Genomic DNA, 20,886 nt, shown 5'->3' with positions numbered 1-20,886 from the left:
CCCCCACCACCCTGGACCTCGACGCCCTCGTGGCGATCGACGTCCACACCCACGCGGAGGTCGACGACCACGGCCACGAGAGCCTGCCGCCGGAGCTCATGGCGGCGTCCGCGAAGTACTTCAAGGGGGCGATGGCCGACGGCCGCGCGCCGTCGGTCGACGACCTCGCGGCCTATTACCGCGAGCGGCGGATGGCGGCCGTCGTCTTCACCGTCGACGCGGAGTCCGTGCTCGGGCACCCGCCGATCGCCAACGAGGACGTCGCGGCGGCCGCGGCCCGGCACCCCGACGTGCTCGTCCCGTTCGCGAGCATCGACCCGCACCGCGGCGCCGCCGGGGTCCGGGCGGCGCGCCGGCTCGTCGAGGAGCACGGTGCCCGCGGGTTCAAGTTCCACCCGAGCCTGCAGGGGTTCTTCCCGGACGACCGTCTGGCGTACCCGCTCTACGAGGCGATCGAGGAGCTCGGCGTGCCCGCGCTCTTCCACAGCGGTCAGACCGGCATCGGCGCGGGAACCCCTGGGGGCGGCGGGATCCGGCTCAAGTACTCCAACCCGCTGTGCCTCGACGACGTCGCCGCCGACTTCCCGGGGATGACCGTCATCATCGCCCATCCGTCGTTCCCCTGGCAGGACGAGGCGCTCTCGGTCGCGACGCACAAGGCGAACGTCTACATCGACCTGTCGGGCTGGTCGCCGAAGTACTTCCCGCCGCAGCTCGTGCAGTACGCCAACAGTCTGCTCAAGCACAAGGTGCTCTTCGGGTCGGACTTCCCGGTGGTCACCCCGGACCGCTGGCTCGCCGACTTCGAGACGTTGCAGATCAAGGACGACGTGCGGCCGCTGATCCTCAAGGAGAACGCGATCCGGGCGCTCGGGCTGCGCTGATCAGGCGGGCCGGCGCAGGAGCGCGGTCGTCACGGTCGGTGCGAGGACGCCGCACGCGGCCATGACGACCGCCATCGCGAGGCCGGAGTGCCCGAGCCCGCCGAGCGGTGCGACGAGCGAGCCGACGGCGAAGCCCATGATGCCGAGCATCCCCGACGCCGCGCCGGCCCCGCCGGGCGCCTCGGCCATCCCGAGCGCCGTGGCGTTGGGGTGGATGAGGCCGACGCTCGAGACGGCGAGGAAGAACCCGACGAGGACGCCGGCGAGGCTGCCGCCGAGCAGTTCGCTCGTGAGAAGCACGAGCGCCCCGGTGGCCGCGAGGGCCTGCCCCGCGCGCAGCAGCGGGCCCGGTCCGGTGCGGGCCACGAGGTGGCGGCCGAGGAAGACGAGGGCGAGGATCCCTGTCGCGTTGGCCGCGAAGTCGAGGCTGTACTGCCGCGCCGAGAGACCGTGCAGGTCCTGCAGGACGAACGAGGACGATGCGATGTACGTGAAGAGCAGGCCGCCCGAGAACCCGATCGCGGCCATGTAGGCGACGAACCGCCGGGAGCGCAGGCAGTCGACGAGTCCTTCGGCGACGTCCCGCGGCCGGGCCGGCCGCCGGTCACCGACGGCGAGCGTCTCCGGGATCCGCACGTGCGCGACGACCGCGAGCAGCGCGCCGATCCCGGCGAGGACGACGAACATCCCGCGCCACCCCGTGACGTAGGTGAGCAGCCCGCCCGCCAGCGGTGCCGCGATGGGGGCGATGCCCATGACCGCGGCGAGCGCCGCGTAGCCGCGCGCGGCCTCGGCGGCCGGAAACGCGTCCGCGATGACCGCGCGCGTCGTCACGACCGTCGCGGACGCCGCGAGCCCGGCGAGCAGCCGGACGACGACGAGCAGCGTCACGTCGTCCACGACGGCGCTCACGAGGTTCCCGACGACGAACGCGAGCAGGCCGCCGAGCAGGAGCGGACGCCGTCCGAACCGGTCGCTGAGCGGCCCGGCGACGAGCTGCCCGGTCGCCAGCCCGAGCAGGACCGCGGTGATCGTCAGCTGGGCCTGGGACGTCGGGGCGGTGAGGTCCTTGGCGAGCTGCGGCAGCACGGGCAGGTACAGGTCGGTGCACAGCGGCGCGAGCGCGGCGAGCGCCCCGAGGACGAGCACGAGGGCACGTCGGTGGGCCGGGTCGAGCGGCCCGGGCGCAGGCTTGAGCATCACGACGATCGTCCCAGGCCGCGTCGAGGTCGTGCGGACCCGTCCGACCGCTGGGCGTCCTCTGGCGGGAGAGCGACGCTTCTCAGCCCGGCTGGGGTGCAGAACCCACCAGAGGACGGGTCGGGGCGCCGGTCTCGAGGGCGACGTCGGGGCGTTCGAGGCGGAAGGTCGCCAGACCGCCGGAGAGCGACGCGACGTCGTCCCAGCCGCTCTGGCGCAGCACGCGCAGCGCGAGGTAGGAGCGGAAGCCGGACGCGCAGTACACCCGGACCGGCACGCCGGCGGGCACCTCCGCGAGCCGGGCCCGCAGGTCGGTGTGCGGGATGTTCAGGGCACCGGGCAGGTGCCCGGCCGTGAACTCCTTCGCGGAGCGGGCGTCGAGCAGGACGGTGTCCTCGGGCAGCGCGCCGAGGTCGCGGCCGCGCCAGAGCGTGAGGTCGCCGGCGAGCACGTTGGACGCCGTGAAGCCGGCCATGTTCACCGGGTCCTTCGCGGAGCCGAACGGTGGTGCGTAGGCGAGCTCGAGCTCGGCGAGGTCCTCGACGGTCATGCCGGCGCGGATCGCCGTCGCGACGACGTCGATCCGCTTGTCGACGCCCTCGCTGCCGGTCGCCTGCGCGCCGAGGACCCGCCCGTCGGGGGCGAACACGAGCTTGAGGTGCAGCGCCCGGGCGCCCGGGTAGTAGCCGGCGTGGTGCCCGGGGTGCAGGTGGACGACGTGGTGCGCGATCCCGGCCTGCCGCAGCGCCTTCTCGCTGCGGCCGGTCGAGGCGGCGACGGTGTCGAAGACGCGGACGATCGCCGTTCCGAGGACGGGGGTGCGCCCGCCCCGGCGGCCGAAGAGGTGGTTGGCGGCGGCGCGGCCCTGCCGGTTCGCCGGCCCGGCGAGCGGGACGGCGGCCGGGGCGCCGGTCACGGCGTCGACGACCTCGACGGCGTCGCCGACGGCGTAGACGTGCGGGTCGGACGTGCGCAGGTGCTCGTCGACGTGGACCGTGCCGCGCTCGCCGAGCGTGAGCCCGGCCGCCCGGGCGAGGGTCGTCTCGGGGCGGACCCCGACCGACAGGAGCACGAGGTCGGCCGGCAGCACCGAGCCGTCGGACAGGCGCACCCGGACGGCGCCCCGCGGGCCGTCGCCCGCCGCGCCGTCCGCGGGCGTGCCGTCGTCCGGCTCGACCGCCGTGACGGACGTGCTCGTCCGGACGTCGACGCCGGCCCCGACGAGGGCCCGCTCGACGGCGGCCGCCATCTCCGGGTCGAGCGGCGGGAGCACCTGGTCGGCGAGGTCGACGACCGCGACCTCGAGCCCCCGGTGGCGCAGCGCCTCGGCGACCTCGAGCCCGATGAAGCCCGCGCCGGCGACGACCGCACGCCGGGCGCCTGCCTCGACGAGGCCGCGGAGGGCGTCGACGTCCGGGACGGTCCGCAGCACGCGGACCTGCGGCAGGTCGACGCCCGGGATCGGCGGGACGAGCGGGGTGGCACCCGTCGAGAGCACGAGCGCGTCGTACGCCTCGTCGTACTCGGTGCCGTCGGCGCGGCGGCGCACCCGGACCGACCGGGCCGCGGTGTCGACGGACACCACCTCGTGCCCGGTGCGGACGTCGAGCGCGAGGCTGGCGGCAAGCGAGGCAGGGGTGTGCAGGAGCAGCGACGCACGGTCCGGGATCTCGCCGGCGAGGTAGTAGGGCAGGCCGCAGTTGGCGAACGAGACGTACTCGTCCCGCTCGAGGACGACGATCTCCGCCTCCTCCGACAGCCGCCGGGCCCGGGCCGCGAAGCTCATACCGCCTGCGACGCCGCCGACGACGACGACCTTCCTGATCCGATCAGCCATGCTTCGAGGATACCCCCAGGGGTACCAGACCTAAGTCCCGTCCGATCGGCGCGGCCCCCCTGTGACGCTGGGCACGTTTACCCCCATATCAACATGAGGCCGACGAAAACCACTGTTACCGTCCGGAGGACATGGCGCTTGATCTCGGCACCCGGCCGCCCCCGGACACGGCTGCCCGCCCCGCGCGCCAGGACGGGCTGCGGCCCGACATCCAGGGGTTGCGGGCGCTGGCGGTGGGCCTCGTCGTCGCGTTCCACGTCTCCCCGTCCGCCGTCCGCGGCGGCTACGTCGGGGTCGACGTCTTCTTCGTGATCTCCGGGTTCCTCATCACCTCCCACCTCGTCACGCGGCCGCCCCGGTGCGCCCGTGACCTCGGGGCCTTCTGGGCCCGGCGGCTGCGCCGGCTGCTGCCGGTCGCGCTGCTCGTGCTCCTCGTGACGCTCGTCGCGTCGCGGCTCGTCGCCCCGGCGCTCACGTGGGCCGCGACGGCCCGCGAGGCCGTGGCGTCCGCGCTCTACGTCGAGAACTGGGTCCTCGCGCAGAGCGCCGTCGACTACCTCGCGGCGGACGCCCAGCCGACCGCGGTCCAGCACTTCTGGTCGCTCTCGGTCGAGGAGCAGTTCTACCTCGGGTGGCCGCTGCTCGTCGGCGCCATGCTGTGGCTCTCGCGGCGGGACGCCGTCCGACGCCGCCTGCCTCTCGGCTTCCGCGGCCTGCTCGGCTCGGTCATGGTGGTCGTCCTCGCGGCCTCGCTGGCGACCTCCGTGCACCTGACCGCGACGGACCCGGCCAGGGCGTACTTCGTCACCCCGACCCGGGTGTGGGAGTTCGCCGTCGGCGGCCTGCTCGCGGTCGTCGTCGCCGGGCGCGCGGACCGGTCGACCTCGGTGCCGCACGGCGTGCGGGCCGCCCTCGCGTGGGCCGGTCTGGCAGCGGTGCTCGGCGCGGGCCTGCTCTACACCGGCGCGACCCCCTTCCCGGGGACGGCGGCGCTGCTCCCGGTCCTCGGCACGGCCCTCGTCATCGCCGCGCGCGCCGACGGGCCCGGGTCGCCGGACCGGCTCTGGCGGCTGCCCGGCGTCCGCTGGAGCGGGGACGCGTCGTACTCGATCTACCTGTGGCACTGGCCGCTCGTCGTCCTGGTGCCGGCGGCCACCGGCGCGGCCCTCGGGCCGGTCGGCGCCGTCGCGGTCGTCGCCGCGACGCTGGTGCTCTCCGCGCTCACGAAGACCCACGTCGAGGACCGGTTCCGGGGCCTGCCGCCGGCAGCACCGCTCGCCGCGAGCTACCGCCTCGCTGCGGCGGGGATGGCGGTCGTCGTCCTCGTCGGCGGGGCACAGCTGCTCGAGACGCGCCTGCGCGACGCCGCCGCACGCGGCGAGGTCGCGGCGGCGCTGGCCGGGGGCGGGTCCTGCTTCGGCGCCGCGGCGGCCGTGCGCGCGCCGCAGGACTGCCCGCCCGCCGGTGACCGGCAGCTCGTCCCCGAGCTCGGGCTCGCCGCCCAGGACCGGTCGGACGCCTACCCGGACGGCTGCTTCACCGGAGCGCCCTACGACGGTCGCGCGACCTGCACGTACGGAGACGGCCCCGTGAAGGTCGCCCTCGTCGGCAACTCGCACGCCGGGCAGTGGCTGCCGGCGCTCCAGCGCCTTGCCGAGAAGAACGACTGGACGATCACCACCTACCTCATCTCCTACTGCACCGTGTCCCGGGTGCCCCTGCGGCTCGCGACCGCGGAGCAGGAGCGCAACTGTGCCCGGTACGCGGACTGGGTGCTCACGCAGACGTCCGGGTCCGCGTACGACCTCGTCGTGACCTCCGAGCGGCAGTCGGCACAGGTCCGCGGCCAGGACTGGCCCGGCACCCTCCGCGCGGCCACGGCGGCGTACACGGACTACCTGCGGCAGTGGGCCGACTCCGGTGCCACGGTCGTCGTGCTGCAGGACCAGGTGGTCCCGGACGACGAGACCCGGCGGGTCCCGGAGTGCCTGGCCCGCAACGACCTCGACGTCGACGCGTGCTCCTGGCCGGCGCGGCCCCCGGTACCGACGGACCCGGACGCGCCACGCTTCATGGACCCGCTGTACGACGCGGCCAGGGCGCTGGACCACCCGCGGGTGCGCTGGGTGGACACCCACGACCTGCTGTGCCCGGACGGCACCTGCCGACCGGTCGTCGGGGGCGTCGTCACGCTCTTCGACGGCTCGCACTACACGGCCACCTACGCCGCGACGATGGCGCCGGTCCTCGACGAGCGCATCCGCCGGGCGCTGGGCTGACCGCTCCGGCCGCCCGGCCCACGGGCCGGGCGGCAGGCGTCAGGCGGTCGGGACCTGCTCCGCGACGTCGAGATCGACCCTGCGGGCCGGCCGGTCCGCAGGCCGGTGCAGCCCCTCGATCGCGGCCGTGACGCGCTCGCAGCAGCGCCCGTCGCGCAGCACGAACGTCGAGGCGGTGCGGGCCAGGTACTCCGGTGCCGGGGTGCGCCCCCGCTCGACGTCCGCGCGGACCGTCGCGACCGTCTCCTCGACGGTGCGCGTCACCGGGCCGAAGCCGTCCCGCTCGTAGTCGAAGTAGCCGGCCCGGCCGAGGTGCCCGCCCGCTGCGACGAGCTCGCGGTCGAACTGGAAGTACACGACCGGCCGGTCGACGTACGCGGCGTTGAACGCCATCGAGGAGTAGTCGGTGACGAGCGTCGCGGCCGAGGCGAAGAGCCGCTGCGCGCCCGCGCCCTCGAAGGTCAGCGCCTCGACGTGCGTGGGCAGGTCGAGCGTCGGGAGCAGCGGCTGGAGGTTCGGGTGCGGGAGGAACCCGATGCGCAGCCCGTGCTCCGCCGCGAGGGCCGCGAGGTCGGGGGAGCGGAGCAGCCCGAGCCAGGCCTTCGCGTAGTCGGTCTCGAGGAAGTCGGCCCGGACCTCCCGGCGGGGGTCCGCGAACGACGTCCGCGGCGCCTGGAGCCACTCCCGCCAGGTCGGCGCGAGGAGCACGAGGTTCCGGTCCTGCGTCGAGAGGGCCTCGCTCGTGCGCTGCAGCCGGTCGAACCGGGGCAGGCCGGTGAGGACGGTCTCCTTGTCGGTGTAGACGTACGGCGACCCGTCGCCGACGATCGACGCGTACTCGCCCGGCGTGCTCGTGACGAAGAGGTCGACGAGCTTGGGGTTGAGCCAGGCGGAGATGTCGTCCTTGATGACGCCGTGCTGGAGGAACGTGAACCGCCACTTCGGGCGGCCCGGCCTGAGCAGCTCGAGGACGGCCGGCGGCCGGTGCACGGGCACGTCGATGTGCGACGAGACCAGGTGCTTGCAGTTGAGCATGAGGAGCAGCCACTGCGTCGACCCGTGCGCGACGACGCGGTTGCCGTGCGGCCCGGACCGCAGCCGCTTGTAGTCCGGCGAACCCGCCTCGACGGTGAACCAGGCGTTGATCTCCGGGCGGTTGTCGCGCAGGTACGTGAACAGGTGCTCGGCGTTGTCGTCGGCGTTCTGGATCCGGTCCATGAGCACCCAGGCCCTGCCGTAGCGGCGCCGGACGGCGGGCGAGGCCGCGAGCTTGCGCAGCGCGCGTCGCCGGGCCGCGACGGCGGCCCGGCGCGGCTGCTTCGTCGCGACGCCGAGGAGGGTCTCGCGGGCCTTCGGCGTGCGGACCCGGGTGATCGGGTCGACGAAGGTCGGCGCGGCGCCCGGCCAGCTGTCCCGCATCTCGACGAGCGAGCCCTCGCAGCGCACCCGGACGGCCGCCCCGGAGGGGACCCAGACGATCCGCTCGTGGACGAGGTCGGCCCCGAAGTAGCGCAGCGACCTCAGCTTGGTGTGGGTGGGCGGCACCGCGACGCCGTCGACGACGTACTCGCACACCGGCTCCGGGCCCGTGAACCGGGTCGCGATCCGCACGAGCCGCTGGGCGTCGTCCACCTTCTCGACGACGGCGCAGCCGCTGCGCCACGGGGTGTCGAGCAGGCCCCAGCGCAGCACCTGCCGCGCCGTGCCGTCGAGCGCGGACGCCTGGTAGCCGGCGATGACGTGGTCGTCGAGCCGGGAGCGGATGTCGCGCAGCGTCTCGAGGAACTCCCGCGCCACGGCCTCCGCCGGCGCCGGTGCGCCGCTCGCCGCGGACGCCGCCGCGAGGAAGCCCGACAGCTCGTGGACGACGAGGGCCTGGACCCACTCCGGGACCTCGCCGTAGCGCTCGCGGGACAGGTCGAGCAGGTCGAGATACCCGGCGCGGGGCACGACGAGGTACTGGTCGGGGTCGGCGTAGACCGCCGGGACCGAGCGGCCGCGCAGGTCGCGCTCCTCGTACCGGGCCGAGGCGACGAGACGGGCCACCGGTTCCGGGCAGGACATGAGGTAGACCGCGGCGAAGTGCGCCGAGCCGAACCCCGGGCGGACGGCGGGGTCGAACCGGACGCCGCCGCGCTCGATCCGCTCGCGCCGGAAGAACGTGCTGCGCACCCCCGCGCAGAAGACGTCCGGGCTGCCGCCCAGGTCGAGCACGCGGTCGCCCGCGGTGAACCGGCCGCGCAGCGGGTGGCTGTCCCGGGTGCTGCCGTCGGCGTCGCGCAGGACCGCGTTGGTCATGACCAGCTCGACCGCCGGGTGCGCGCGGACGAACGAGAGCACGCGGTCGAGGTAGTCCGGTGCGAGCACGTCCGCCGGGTCGGGGAAGGTCACCCAGGTGCCGGTCGCCTGCGCGAGGCCGAGGGTGCGGGCCGCGGCCCGGCCGCCCTCGAGCCGGGTGAGGACGGTGACGTCGAACGCCGTCCGGTGCTCCCAGGTCCGTGCCACGGACAGCGACGCGTCGCCGGAGCCGTCGTCCACGAGCACGACCTGCACACGGGAGTGCTCGACCCCCGTCTGCGCGTCGAGCGAGGCGAGGAACTGCGGCAGGTGCTCCGCGACGTCGTGCACCGCGGCGACGATCGAGACGTCGTGCGCGGTCGTCAGGGCAGGGTCGGTGCGGGAGGTGTCCACGTCTCTAGTCTTCTCACGTCGGCGCGGGGCGCTCATCGGGTGGGCTGCAGTGTCCGTTCTACCGCCGAGCGCTGCCTCAGCGGGACCACGGGCCGGTCGGACGCCCGCCGAGGCGCCCGCGGGGCGGCCTGGTCGAGCCGCTCGATCTCGGCCGTGACCCGCTCGCAGCAGCGGCCGTCCCGGGCCGGGAACGTCCTGCTGATCCGGTCGGCGTACAGCGGGGCGGGCACGCACCCGGCGCCGACGATCCCGGTGAGCGCCGTCACGGCGTCCGGGAGCGTCCGGGTGACCGGGCCGAACCCGTGCGTCGGGTAGGTGAAGTAGCCGGCCCGGCCGAGGTGGCCGCCGGCCATGACCCGGTCGTGGTCGAACTGGAAGTAGAGCACCGGGCGGTCCACGTAGGCGGCGTTGAACGCCATCGACGAGTAGTCGGTGACGAGGGCCGCCGCCGAGGCGAAGAGCCGCTGCACGCCCGCGCCCTCGAACGTCAGGGGAGTGACGTGGGCGGGCAGGTCCATCTGCGGGAGCACGTGCTGCAGGTTGGGGTGCGGCAGGAAGCCGAGCTGGAGGCCGTTCCGGCCGAGCGTGTCGGCGAGCTCGGGGGAGCGCAGGAGACCGAACCACTGCTCGACGTACTCGCTCGTGAAGAAGTCGTCCACCACGCGCACGGTCCGGTCCGAGCCGCGCGGCTTCTGCAGCCACTGCCGCCACGTCGGGGCGACGAGCACCATCGTGCGGTCCTGCGGCGCGACCGAGCGGGCGATCCGGCGGAGCCGGTCGAAGCGGGGCAGGCCGGTGAGGCGCACCTCGCGCCCGGTGTAGACGTACGAGGTGCCGTCGCCGGCGACGGAGTCGTACTCGTCCTGCGTGCTCGTGACGAACAGGTCGACCTTCTTGGGGTTCAGCCAGCCGGACAGGTCGTCCTTGATGACCCCGTGCTGGAGGAAGGTGAAGCGCCACGGCGGGACGCCTCGGCCGAGCAGCCGGAGGATCTGCGGCGGGCGGTGCACCGGGACGTCGACGTGCGACGACACGAGGTGCCGGCAGTGCAGCATGAGCACCTCCCACTCCGGGGAGCCGTGGGCGACGACCCGGTCGCCGTGCCGCCCGGCGGCGAGCCGGGCGTGGTCCGGTGTCCCGGCGGCGACGGTGAACCAGGCGTTGATGTCGGGCCGGTTCTCGCGCAGGTACTCGAACAGCCGCTCGGCGTTGTCGTCCGCGTCGGTGACGCGGTCCATGAGGACCCAGGCGCCGTCGAACTCGTGACCGCGCCGCGCCTCGACGGCGCGCCGCCGGGTCGCGTGCCACACGGACGACCGGCCGGCGGGCGGGGCGTCGGGTGCGCGCCGGGGCGGCGGGTCGGTCTCGAAGGTCGTGGGCGCCGCGCCGGTCCACCACGGCCGCAGCTCGAGGTAGCGACCATCGACCCGGACCCGGTTCGTCGTGTCCGCCGGCAGCCAGGAGATCCGCTCGTGGAGCAGGGCGTGGTCGAAGAAGACGACGGAGCGCACCTTGGTGTGCGTGGGCTCGACGACGGCGCCGTCGCACAGGTACTCGACGGCCGGTTCGGGCCCGGTCCAGCGGACGACGACCCGCGCGAGGTTCTGCCGCACGTCGACCTCGTCGGCCACCGCGTAGGCGGCACGCCACGGCTCCTCCCCGAGACCGTGCAGGAGGATCTGCCGCCAGGCGGCGTCGAGCCACCGCACCCGGAACCCGTCGATGACGTGCGGGTCGAGCAGGCCGCGGATCTCGCGGAGCAGCCCGACGAACTCCCGGCCGACGTCACCGACCGCGGCGGTCGCCGTCCCGCCGTGGCCGGCCTCGGCGCTGAAGAGCCAGGACAGCTCGTACAGCACGAAGTTCTGCACCCACTCGGGCACGTGGCCGTGGACGGCGCGGGCGTGCTCGAGGACGTCGAGGTACCCCCGGCGCGGGACGACGACGTAGCGCTCGGGCTGCATGAAGCTGCGCTGCATCGTCGAGGAGCCGTCGGCCCGCTGGCGGTAGACGTACTTCGCCGAGCCGACGAGGCCGAGGGTGGGCGCCGGGCAGCCGAGGAGGTACTTCGTGCAGAAGTGGCCGTCCTCGAAGTTGGGCCGGACCCGGCCGTCGAACCGCAGCCCGAGCGCGGCGAGCCGGTCGCGCCGGACGAAGCCGGCCCCCACGTGCCCGTGGAAGTACGTCGGCGCCCCGTCGAGGTCGACGACCCGGTCGGGCCCGGCGAACATGCCGCGCAGCGCGTGGGTGTCGGTGGTCTCGCCGGTGACCTCGAGGTAGACGACGCGGTTCGTCGCGACCATCTCCACCTCGGGGTGCGCCGCGACGAACCGGAGCACGCTCGCGAGGTACCCGGGGTCCAGCATGTCGTCCGGGTCGGTGAAGGTGAGCCACTCGCCGCCGGCGTGGTCGATCCCGTTGTTGCGGGCGGGTCCCTGGCCGGCGTTCTCCTGGTGGATGACCTGCATCGGGAGGATGCCGCGCTCCGCGAACCTGCCCCGGTACCGCTCGAGGACGGCGAGCGAGTCGTCGTTCGAGCCGTCGTCGACGGCGACGATCTCGACGCGGCCCAGGTCGACGTCGCGCTGGGCCTCGAGCGAGTCGAAGAAGTCCGGCAGGTAGCGGGCCACGTCGTGGACGGCGGTGACGATCGAGACGTCGTAGGGCGCGGCGGAGGTCACGGTCGAGACTCTACTGATGAATCTCACTCAGCGTGTCTGTTCGAGTATCTAGAGTGACTTCGTGTGTGACTAGTGATGATCGCAGTGTCATCAGTCCAGGTCAGGCAGGGTGCGCTTCCCGGATCTGCTCCGCCTCCGGGAGGCCGACGTACGGGAGGTCGGACGCCGACCGCTGCGCCGGAGGGAGCGCGGACGGGCCGCGGGACGGCCGGGTGAGGGCCTCGATCGCCGCGGTGACGCGCTCGCAGCAGCGCCCGTCGCGCAGCACGAACGTCTCCTCGATCCGCCGGGCGTAGTCCGGTGCCGGGGTGCAACCGCGGGCGACGATGTCGTGGACCTCGGCCACGGTGCGGTCGACGGTCTGCGTCACCGGGCCGAACCCGTCCCGCTCGTACCGGAAGTACCCGGCCCGGCCGACGTGGCCGCCGGCCATGACGGCCTCGGCGTCGAACTGGAAGTAGACGACGGGGCGGTCGACGTAGGCGGCGTTGAAGGCCATCGAGGAGTAGTCCGTGACGAGGACCGCGGCCCGGGCGAACAGCCGCTGGGCGTCGCCGCCCTCGAAGGAGAGCAGCTCGACGTGCGGCGGCAGGCCGAGCAGCGGGAGTGCCTGGGTCATGTTCGGGTGCGGCAGCAGCCCGACGCGCAGGCCGTGGTCCGCTGCGACCCGGGCGAGCTCGGGCGAGGTGATGAGGGCCCGCCAGGACCGGGCGTACTCGGTCTCGAGGAAGTCGTCGCGCACGGTGCGGCGCTGCGAGCCGGCCCGCAGCGGGGGCAGCAGCCACTGGCGCCAGGTCGGCGCGACGAGCAGCAGGTCGCGCTCGTCGTCCCGGACGGACAGCGCCGCGGCCCGCAGCCGGTCGAACCGGGGCAGCCCCGTGAGCCTCACCTCGCGGGTGCCCAGCACGTACGGCGTCCGGTCGCCGGCGATCGAGGCGTGTTCCGCCGCGGTGCTCGTGACGAAGACGTCGATGGTCTTGGGGTTGAGCCAGCGGGACAGGTCGTCCTTGATGACGCCGTGCTGGAGGAACGTGAAACGCCACGGGACGACGTCCGTGCCGAGCAGCTTCATGATCTGCGGCGGCCTCTGCACCGGCACGTCCACGTGCGACGACACGAGGTGGACGCAGTCGAGCATGAGCAGCTCCCACGTGCGGGAGCCGTGGGCGACGACCCTGTCCGCGTACGGTCCCGCCGTCAGCCGGTCGTGGTCGGGGGTGCCGGCCTCGACGGTGAACCAGGCGTTGATGTCCGGGCGGTTCTCCCGCAGCCAGGTGAACAGGTGCTCGCCGCTGTCGTCCGCGTCGTGGATCCGGTCCATGAGCACCCAGGCGTCGTGGAACCGGCGGTTCGCGGGCCCGCTGTGCGCGAACGACTGCGCGGCACGACGTGCGGCCGCGACCGCGACGCCACGGACGGCGCCGCCCTTGCGCGTCTCCTGCCCTGGCCGCGTCGGCCGGCGCAGGGTCTCGTCGAGCTCGAGCGTCGTCGGCAGGGCGCCCGCCCACCACCGGCGGAACTCGACCGGGCGCCCGTCGAGCCGCAGCCGGACGGTGCTGCCGGGCGTGGGCAGCCAGGAGATGCGCTCCCACAGCAGGGTCCGGTCGAAGTACACGTGCCGGCGCAGCTTCGTGTGGACCGGGGTGGTCACCGTCCCGTCGCAGAGGTACTCGACGGTCGGCTCCGGCCCGGTGAAGCGGTGCACGACGCGCAGCAGCTGCTGCTCGGGGTCGTAGACGTCCGCGACGGCCGTCGTGCTGTGCCAGGGTTCGCCGGACAGCCCGTGCAGGAGGATCTGCCGCCAGACCGGGTTGAGCCAGCGCAGCCGGAACGAGCGGACGACGTCCTCGTCGAGGAGCGCGCCGATCTGTGCGAGCAGGTCCAGGAACTGCTCCGCGACCTCACCGGTGGCGGCGGTCGCGGAGCCCCCGGGGGAGTCCTCGGCGCTGAAGTACCAGGAGATCTCGTAGAGCACGTAGCTCTGGACCCACTCGGGGACCGTGCCCCCGTCCGTGCCCCCGTCCGTGCCGCCGTGGCGTGCGGTGCGGTGGGCGCCGGCGGTGAGGACGTCGAGGTAGCCGTAGCGGGGGACGTGGGTGTAGCGCTCGGGGCGCAGGGTGGCGTTCTGGAGGGTGGAGGTGCCGTCGGAGCGCTTGCGGTAGTAGTAGACGGCTGATCTCAGGAAGCCGACGAGGGGTCGGTCGCAGGCGAGCAGGTACTTGGTGCAGAAGTGTCCGTCCTCGAAGTTGGGGCGGACGCGGTGGTCGAAGCGGACGCCGGAGGTGTGGAGGCGGTCGCGGCGGACGAAGGCGGCGGGGGCGCTGCCGTGGAAGTGGTCGGGGGTGTGGTCGAGGTCGACGAGGCGGTCGCCGGGTTCGAACATCCTGCGGAGCATGTGGGTGTCGGAGATGGCTCCGGTGGCGTCGTCGTGGAAGACGCGGTGGGTGGCGACCATCTCGGTGTCGGGGTGGTCGGTGACGAAGCGCAGGACGTGGGCGAGGTAGTCGGGTTCGAGGGTGTCGTCGGGGTCGGTGAAGGTGAGCCAGGTGCCGGTGGCGTGCTCCATGCCGTGGTTGCGGGCGGCGCCCTGACCGGCGTTGGCCTGGGTCAGCACCGTCATCGGCAAGATGCCGTGCGCCGCGAAGTCCGCTGCGTACCGGTGGAGGACGGCGAGCGAGTCGTCCGTGGACCCGTCGTCGACCGCGACGATCTCGACGCGCGAGAGGTCGACCCCCTGCTGCCGCTCGAGCGAGTCGAAGAAGTCCGGCAGGTAGCGGGCCACGTCGTAGACCGCGGTGACGATCGAGATGTCCGGTACGGGGTGTTCCACACCTTCAGTCTACGGAGATGACCTGCGGGCACCGGCCGGGTCGGCGGTCAGCAGGCGGGGCGGGTGAGGGCCTCGATCGCCGTGGTGACGCGCTCGCAGCAGCGGCCGTCGCGCAGCACGAAGGTCTCCTCGATGCGCTTGAGGTACTCCTCGGACGGCGTGCAGCCACGGGCCGCGATCTCGGCGACCGCGGCGACGGTCTGGTCGACGGTCAGCGTGACCGGGCCGAACCCGTCCCGCTCGTAGTCGAAGTAGCCCGCCCGGCCGAGGTGACCGCCGGCCCGGACGAGGTCGCGGTCGAACTGGAAGTAGACGACGGGCCGGTCGACGTAGGCGGCGTTGAAGGCCATCGAGGAGTAGTCGGTGACGAGCGCGGCGGCCGAGGCGAACAGGCGCTGCGCGCCGCCGCCGGCGAAGGTGAGCGGCTCGACGTACGGCGGCAGGTCCAGGGTGGGGAGGACCTGCTGGAGCTGCGGGTGCGGGAGGAAGCCGATGCGCAGCCCGTGCTCGCGGGCGAGGGCCGCGAGGTCGGGCGAGCGCAGGACGCCGAGCCAGGCCTTCGCGTACTCGGTGTCGAGGAAGTCGGCGCGGACCTTCCGGTCCCCGGTGACCGGTGCGAACGGGCCCATGAGGCCCGAGCGCCAGGTCGGCGCGACGAGCACGAGGTCACGGTCGGCCGGGGTCAGCGAGGCGGCGATCGCGCGGAGCCGGTCGAACCGGGGCAGGCCGGTGAGCCGGGCCTCCCGGGTCGTGAAGACGTAGGGCGTCCGGTCGCCGGCGATCGAGTCCTGCTCGGGCTGGGTGCTCGTGACGAACAGGTCCATCGCCTTGGGGTTGAGCCAGGCGGAGACGTCGTCCTTGATGACGCCGTGCTGGAGGAACGTGAACCGCCATTGCGGCTCCCGGCCCCCGAGCGCCCACATGATCTTCCGCGGGCGGTGGATCGGGACGTCGACGTGCGAGGAGATCAGGTGCCGGCAGCTGAACATGAGCAGCTGCCACCGGCGGGACCCGTAGGCGACCACCCGCTCGCCGTGGGCCGTGCGCATCCGGGCCCAGTCGTGGCTGCCCGGGTCGAGCACGAACCACGCGTTGACGTCCGGCCGGTTCTCGCGCAGGTACTCGAAGAGCCGCTCCGCGTTGTCGTCGGCGTTGCGTAACCGGTCCATGAGCACCCAGGCGTCCGCGTACCGGGCCCGCACGGGCGCCGTTCGCACGAGCCGGGTGAGGACAGCGCCCCGCACCCTGGCGCGGACGGCGCCGAGCACCCGCCGCGGCTCGGCGTGGAGCGTCCCGGCGACGGAGCCGAGGCGGCGAAGGGCGCCACGCGGCCCGCTGGACCGTGCCGGGCGCCGCGGCGGCGGCCCTTCCCAGGCGCGCGCAGGTTCGGCCTCGACCCCGGCGACGCGCACGGTGAGCCCGGCCCGCTGCGGCAGCCATGAGATCCGCTCGCGCAGGAGCGTCGCCCCGAAGTACACGTGCGTGCGCAGCTTCGTGTGCACGGGGGTGAGCTGTGCGCCGCCGGCGAGGTACGACGTCTGCGGCTCCGCCCCGGTGAACCGGGTGACGACCTTGACGAGCCCTTGCTCGCAGTCCGCCTGCTCGACGACCGCGTTCGGGCTGTGCCAGGGCTCGTCGAGCAGCCCGTGGCGCAGGATCTGGCGCCACTGCGGCCACAGCTCGCGGGCGTCCCAGCGGGCGATGACGTCGTCGTCGAGCAGGGTCCGGATCTGCCGGAGCAGCCCGACGAACTCCTCCCCGACCTCGCCGACGGCGGCGCTCGGGCGGCCGTCCTGGGACTCGAACGTGAAGTACCAGGAGAGCTCGTAGAGCACGATGTTCTGCACCCAGGCGGGCGGCCGGCCGCCGGTCGCCGCGGCGCCCGCCTCGAGGGTGGGCAGCAGCCCCAGCCGCGGGACGGTCGTGTACCGCGCCGGCTGGACGAGGCTCTGCTGGAGCGTCGACGTGCCGTCCGACCGGCGGCGGTAGCGGTAGTGCGCCGAGCCGACGAACCCGACCCGGCGGGTCGGGCAGCCGAGCAGGTAGAGCGCGGTGAAGTGGCCGTCCTCGAAGTTCGGCCGGATCCGCTCGTCGAAGCGCAGCCCCTGCTCGACGAGCCGGTCCCGCCGGAAGAGGCCGGCGTTCGCCGACCCGAAGAACGTGCCGGTCTCGTCGAGGTCCTCGACCCGGTCCGGCCCTGCGAACCGGCGCCGGGTCGGGTGCGTGTTCGTCACCCGGCCGGTGGCGTCGTCGAGGATCCAGTACGGCGTCGCGACGAGCTCGAGACCGGGGTGGGCGCCTGCGAAGGCCAGGACGCGGGCGCACCAGTCGGGGGCCAGGGTGTCGTCGGGGTCGGTGAACGTCACCCACTCGCCCGCCGCGTGCTCCAGGCCCAGGTTGCGGGCGCTCGCCTGGCCGCCGTTCGGCTTGGTGAGCACGGTGACGCCGAGGGCGCTGCGCGCGGCCCACCGTTCGAGGACGGCGAGCGAGTCGTCGTTCGAGCCGTCGTCGACCGCGACGACCTGGATCCGGTCGAGCGGGACGCCGCGCTGGCCCTCGAGGGAGGCGATGAAGTCCGGGAGGTAGCGCGCCACGTCGTGCACCGCGGTGACCACGCAGATGTCGTACGTCGAGTGGCGGGTCACCCGCGCGAGTCTAGTTTGCGAACGATGGCGACCACGGTGACGGTGCTCGGGCCCTACGCGGACGACGCCGGCAACAGGATCGAGTTCCGCTCCGCCGACGGCTCGGTGGCACCCCCTCCGGACGACGCGGCGCTCGCCGCCTCCGCGGGGGCGCGGTTCAGGGTGCTGTTCAGCGGCCGGGGCAACCGGCTCGTGCTCACGCTGCCGATGCGGCTGGCAGACCTGAGCATCCAGTTCGACTGCGACGACGGCGTCGTGGAGATCGGGTCGAGCGCGGGTGTCCCGGCTCTGCGGGCCAACATGCGCGTCGGTCAGGACGCGCGGATCGTGCTGGGGCGCAACGTGTCCGCGACCTCGCTGGTCGGGTTCTCCGCGGTCGAGGGGACGACGGTCAGCGTCGGCGACGACGTGATGTTCGCCAGCGACATCCAGCTGCGGGCGGACGACGGGCACCCGATCTTCGACGTCCGGACCGGCCGGCGGGCCAACCCCTCCCGGCCGATCACCGTCGGCGACCACGTCTGGGTCGGCTGGGGTTCGGTGCTCCTCGCCGGGACGACGATCGGGGACGGCTCGGTGGTCGGCATGCACGCGGTCGTCAAGGGCCGGTTCCCCAACAACTGCATCGTCGCCGGCGTCCCGGCGCGCGTCGTCCGCCGCGACATCGCCTGGGAGCGACCGCACCTGTCGCTCGCCAGGCCCTACTACAAGCCGGACGCGAGCACGGTCGAGCGCTCGCCCTACTGGAACCTCACCCAGGACGACGAGCCGGCAGTCACCTGGCTGGGGAGGCGCACGGCCCGTCGGGTGCTGGCCGAGGTGCTCCCCGGGCGGCTGCGGACACGGCTGGTGCGGCTGCGCCGCGGGCCTCGGTAGCCGGCCGCAGATCAGCCCCTCGCGACGTCGCCCAGCACTGCTCGCATGGCGTCCCAGCGGTCGGCGCCGAGCCGCTCGGCCCAGTCGAGCTCCATGGCCCGGATGCCGTCCTCCGCCGCCTGCGCGACGGCCCGGCCGGACGCCGTCCGGCGGACGACGCGCGCCCGCCGGTCACGCGGGTCCGGCTCGACGGTGAGCAACCCGTCGCGGACCAGGCTCCGGACGAACTCGCCGAGCGCCTGCGCGGTCATTCCGGCCCGTGCGGCCAGGTCGCCGACCCGCAGGCCGTCGTCCGGTGTCAGCGTGAGCAGCCTCAGCTGCGAGGTGCGCAGGGTCGTCAGGTCGGGCAGGTCCGGCCTGCCGGACGCGGCTGCCCGGGTCATGTGCGCCTGCACGTCCGCCCGGAGCCGGCGCAGCGCGTGGTCCAGCAGGGCGAACACGTGGTCGTCGTCGGGGCCCTTGACGGAGTTCATAAGGTTCCCTTACTTTCGATGATGCCAAGGTTACCTTAGTACTTGATCGACGGCCTCGGTCATCCTGGAGGGCGGGACCATGACCACGACCACCACGGGCGGCTGGACCCTCGCCGACCTCCTTGCGGGCCGTCGCCTCGCCGACGTCCTGGGGCACGACGTCGACGAGGCGGCGGTCGCTCTCGAGGCCGTCCCGTACGCTGCCGGGTCCCCTGCCACGGGCGGGCTGCTCCGGCTGCGCGGCGGGGGAGCCCACGTCTTCGTCAAGGTGCTCCAGCACGTCCGGCACTGGCCCTACCTGCGCTTCCTGCCGCCGGCGGAGGCGGCGCACTTCGCCGCGTTCTTCCCGTGGTCCGAGGAGCTCGCGGCCTGGCGGCCGCACTTCGTCGACCGGCTGCCCGCGGGGTTGCGGGTGCCGCAGCTCTACGAGGTCGTCGACCTCGGTGACGACCGGGTCGCGGTCTGGATGGAGGACGTCGACGTCGCCGACGTCGCATGGGACGTCGACCGCTACGCCCGGGCGGCGCGGCTGCTCGGGGCCTTCAACGCCCGCATGTGCGAGCCGGAGGTGCTCGCGACGACGGCTTTCGAACCGGACTACGGTCTGCGGATGTGGGCCGAGAACGCCCTGGAGTCGCAGGGTTTCGCGGCGCTCGAGGACGACGGCGTCTGGTCGCTGCCGGCCTTCGCCCGGCACCACGACGTCCGGGCCCGGCTCCGGGCGGCGCGCCCGCTCGTCCCCGGGGTGCTGGCCCGGTTCGCGACGCTGCGGCACGGCATGCCGCACGGCGACGCGAGCCCGCAGAACCTGCTCGTCCCGGCCGCTGACCCGGCCGCGTTCGTCGTCATCGACATCGGCTTCCAGACGCCGGCCCCGCTCGGGTTCGATCTCTCCCAGCTCGTCGTGGGTCTCGCGCACGCCGGGCTGCTCCCTGCGTCGGCGCTGCCGGACGTCGAGCGTGCGGTGCTCCCGGCGTACGCCGACGGTGTGCGGAGCGTCGGGACGCCGATCGAGGACACCGAGGTCGCCGCGACGTACGCCGGTGCCCTGCTCGTGCGCAGCGGCTTCACGGCGCTGCCCTACCGAGAGGCGGCCGGGGCGAAGGCCGGCGACGTCGACGACCGGGCGGACCTCACCCGGTTCGTCCTCGCCGCCGCCGACCGGTACCTCGCGACGGGGTAGCCGAGGTACCCCGCGCCGCGGTTCAGCCCATGCTCTTCGCCCCGTCGATCGCCTCCCGGAGGATGTCGGCGTGCCCGGCGTGCTGGGCGGTCTCGGCGACGACGTGGAGCAGGACCCGGCGCGCCGTCCAGCGGGCGCCGGGCTCGAACCACGGCGCCGGCGGCAGCGGGGTGCTCGCGTCGAGGTCGATCGTCGCGACGAGCGCGTCCGTCGCGGCGGCCACCCGCGCGTACTCGGCGAGCAGGCCCGCGAGGGTCTCGCCCTCGAGCATCCGGAAGCTGTTCTCGTGATCGGTGTAGCCGGCCTCGTCGTCACCGCCGCCGAGGGCGGAGGCGTCGCCCTGCATGAACGCGGCCCACGACGCCTCGGTGCGGGCGACGTGCTTGACCAGCCCGCCGATGCACAGGGCGCTCACCGTCGGGGTGGCCGCGGCCTGCTCGTCGGTGAGGTCGCGCGCCGGGAAGGTGAGGAAGAAGCGGTGCTTGCGCAGGGTGTCGAGCAGGTCTGCCCGCTCGCCGGTGAGGGGTGCGCCCGAGGTCGTCACGCCGTCCGTGCCTGAGGTCTGCGTCGTCATGCGGCGACCCTAGGACGAGGGTCCGACAAGCGGGCCTCGCGCGCAGGAGCAGAATCACCGTGTGGCCAAGTACCTGGACGTCCACCCCGTCAACCCGCAGCCGCGTGCGATCGCCGAGGCGGTCCGCGTGCTGCGCTCGGGCGGGCTCATCGTCTACCCGACCGACTCGTGCTTCGCGCTCGGCGCGATGATGGGCGAGCAGCGGGCGCTGGAACGGATCCGGGAGATCCGCAAGCTCGACCATCGGCACCACTTCACCCTCGTGTGCGCCGACTTCGCCCAGCTCGGCCAGCTCGTGAACATCGGCAACGCCGCGTTCCGGCTCGTGAAGTCGTGCACCCCCGGGCCCTACACGTTCATCCTCCCGGCGACGAAGGAGGTCCCGCGCCGGCTGCTCCACGCCAAGAAGCACACGGTCGGCGTCCGGATCCCCAAGCACACCGTCGTCCAGGCGCTGCTCTCCGAGCTCGGCGAGCCCCTCCTGTCCAGCACCCTGCTGCTCCCCGACCAGGAGGAGCCGCTCACCGACGGCTGGACGATCAAGGAGGAGCTCGACCACGTCGTCGACATCGTCCTCGACTCCGGGGACTGCGGCACCGAGCCGACGACGGTCGTCGACCTCTCCGACGGCGTCGAGGTCGTCCGGGTCGGCGCGGGGGACGTCAGCCGCTTCGAGTGAGCGTCGTCCCGACGTGCAACGTCTCGTGACGGCCGAACCGCGGCTGGCACAATC

General features: G+C 73.8%; 13 protein-coding genes. 5 read left to right on the top strand and 8 right to left on the bottom strand.

The genetic code is table 11. The annotated features are described in order from the left end of the window. The first annotated feature begins 11 nt into the window (after positions 1-11). Positions 12-884, top strand: a complete 873-nt coding sequence (locus EDJALFJO_RS24835) for an amidohydrolase family protein (protein ID WP_088289017.1) — start codon at positions 12-14, stop codon at positions 882-884. Here the strand turns inward: EDJALFJO_RS24835 and EDJALFJO_RS24830 are convergent, their stop codons facing one another. Both EDJALFJO_RS24830 and EDJALFJO_RS24825 read right to left on the bottom strand, forming a co-directional pair. Next, entirely contained in the window at positions 885-2,084 is a 1,200-nt protein-coding gene (locus EDJALFJO_RS24830; RefSeq protein WP_143448772.1) for a Bcr/CflA family efflux MFS transporter, read from the bottom strand. It abuts the gene before it with no gap. Positions 2,085-2,166: 82 nt separating this feature from the next. Then, positions 2,167-3,921, bottom strand: coding sequence for an FAD-dependent oxidoreductase (locus EDJALFJO_RS24825; protein WP_088289004.1), 1,755 nt, complete (start codon positions 3,919-3,921; stop codon positions 2,167-2,169). 131 nt (positions 3,922-4,052) lie between these two features. Between EDJALFJO_RS24825 and EDJALFJO_RS24820 the strand changes: the two genes are divergently transcribed. Then, entirely contained in the window at positions 4,053-6,200 is a 2,148-nt protein-coding gene (locus EDJALFJO_RS24820; protein ID WP_088289003.1) for an acyltransferase family protein, read from the top strand. Between the two features lie 39 nt (positions 6,201-6,239). On the opposite strand, the gene EDJALFJO_RS24815 is transcribed toward EDJALFJO_RS24820, so the two are convergent. The 4 genes from EDJALFJO_RS24815 to EDJALFJO_RS24800 all read right to left on the bottom strand — a co-directional run bounded on the left by EDJALFJO_RS24815 (position 6,240) and on the right by EDJALFJO_RS24800 (position 17,047). Then, positions 6,240-8,891, bottom strand: coding sequence for a CDP-glycerol glycerophosphotransferase family protein (locus tag EDJALFJO_RS24815; protein WP_158220556.1), 2,652 nt, complete (start codon positions 8,889-8,891; stop codon positions 6,240-6,242). A gap of 32 nt (positions 8,892-8,923) precedes the next feature. Beyond that, positions 8,924-11,572, bottom strand: a complete 2,649-nt coding sequence (locus EDJALFJO_RS24810; RefSeq protein ID WP_088289001.1) for a CDP-glycerol glycerophosphotransferase family protein — start codon at positions 11,570-11,572, stop codon at positions 8,924-8,926. A gap of 100 nt (positions 11,573-11,672) precedes the next feature. Then, a complete protein-coding gene (locus EDJALFJO_RS24805; protein WP_088289000.1) occupies positions 11,673-14,402 on the bottom strand; it encodes a glycosyltransferase in 2,730 nt (909 codons plus the stop codon). Between the two features lie 47 nt (positions 14,403-14,449). Continuing rightward, positions 14,450-17,047: a CDP-glycerol glycerophosphotransferase family protein gene (locus tag EDJALFJO_RS24800; RefSeq protein WP_088288999.1), complete on the bottom strand. Its 2,598-nt coding sequence runs from the start codon at positions 17,045-17,047 to the stop codon at positions 14,450-14,452. A gap of 24 nt (positions 17,048-17,071) precedes the next feature. On the opposite strand from EDJALFJO_RS24800, the gene EDJALFJO_RS24795 reads away from it, so the two are divergent. Further along, on the top strand, positions 17,072-17,923 hold the full coding sequence (locus EDJALFJO_RS24795; RefSeq protein ID WP_088288998.1) for an acyltransferase: 852 nt from the start codon (positions 17,072-17,074) through the stop codon (positions 17,921-17,923). A gap of 11 nt (positions 17,924-17,934) precedes the next feature. On the opposite strand, the gene EDJALFJO_RS24790 is transcribed toward EDJALFJO_RS24795, so the two are convergent. After that, complete coding sequence (locus EDJALFJO_RS24790; protein WP_088288997.1) at positions 17,935-18,396, bottom strand: MarR family winged helix-turn-helix transcriptional regulator; 462 nt, start codon at positions 18,394-18,396, stop codon at positions 17,935-17,937. Positions 18,397-18,475: 79 nt separating this feature from the next. On the opposite strand from EDJALFJO_RS24790, the gene EDJALFJO_RS24785 reads away from it, so the two are divergent. Beyond that, positions 18,476-19,579 (top strand): hypothetical protein, encoded by a 1,104-nt coding sequence (locus tag EDJALFJO_RS24785; protein ID WP_088288996.1) that lies wholly within the window; start codon positions 18,476-18,478, stop codon positions 19,577-19,579. A 22-nt stretch (positions 19,580-19,601) separates the two neighbouring features. On the opposite strand, the gene EDJALFJO_RS24780 is transcribed toward EDJALFJO_RS24785, so the two are convergent. Continuing rightward, positions 19,602-20,153 carry a DinB family protein gene (locus EDJALFJO_RS24780; RefSeq protein ID WP_088288995.1) on the bottom strand — a complete coding sequence of 184 codons (552 nt, stop codon included), beginning with the start codon at positions 20,151-20,153 and terminating at the stop codon, positions 19,602-19,604. Positions 20,154-20,214: 61 nt separating this feature from the next. Between EDJALFJO_RS24780 and EDJALFJO_RS24775 the strand changes: the two genes are divergently transcribed. Beyond that, positions 20,215-20,832: an L-threonylcarbamoyladenylate synthase gene (locus EDJALFJO_RS24775; protein WP_088288994.1), complete on the top strand. Its 618-nt coding sequence runs from the start codon at positions 20,215-20,217 to the stop codon at positions 20,830-20,832. Positions 20,833-20,886: the final 54 nt, after the last annotated feature.

The organism is Kineosporia sp. A_224, from assembly GCF_002198655.1.
Taxonomy (GTDB): Bacteria; Actinomycetota; Actinomycetes; order Actinomycetales; family Kineosporiaceae; genus R-H-3.
Note: the sequence above shows the minus strand (reverse complement) of the source record. Positions and strands in the feature narration are given on the sequence as shown.

Coding starts and splice junctions, on each gene's coding strand:
- EDJALFJO_RS24825 (WP_088289004.1), bottom strand. CDS start 3,921: ATGGCTGATCGGATCAGGAAGGTCGTCGTCGTCGGCGGCGTCGCAGGC.
- EDJALFJO_RS24830 (WP_143448772.1), bottom strand. CDS start 2,084: ATGCTCAAGCCTGCGCCCGGGCCGCTCGACCCGGCCCACCGACGTGCC.
- EDJALFJO_RS24790 (WP_088288997.1), bottom strand. CDS start 18,396: ATGAACTCCGTCAAGGGCCCCGACGACGACCACGTGTTCGCCCTGCTG.
- EDJALFJO_RS24785 (WP_088288996.1), top strand. CDS start 18,476: ATGACCACGACCACCACGGGCGGCTGGACCCTCGCCGACCTCCTTGCG.
- EDJALFJO_RS24820 (WP_088289003.1), top strand. CDS start 4,053: ATGGCGCTTGATCTCGGCACCCGGCCGCCCCCGGACACGGCTGCCCGC.
- EDJALFJO_RS24780 (WP_088288995.1), bottom strand. CDS start 20,153: ATGACGACGCAGACCTCAGGCACGGACGGCGTGACGACCTCGGGCGCA.
- EDJALFJO_RS24795 (WP_088288998.1), top strand. CDS start 17,072: ATGGCGACCACGGTGACGGTGCTCGGGCCCTACGCGGACGACGCCGGC.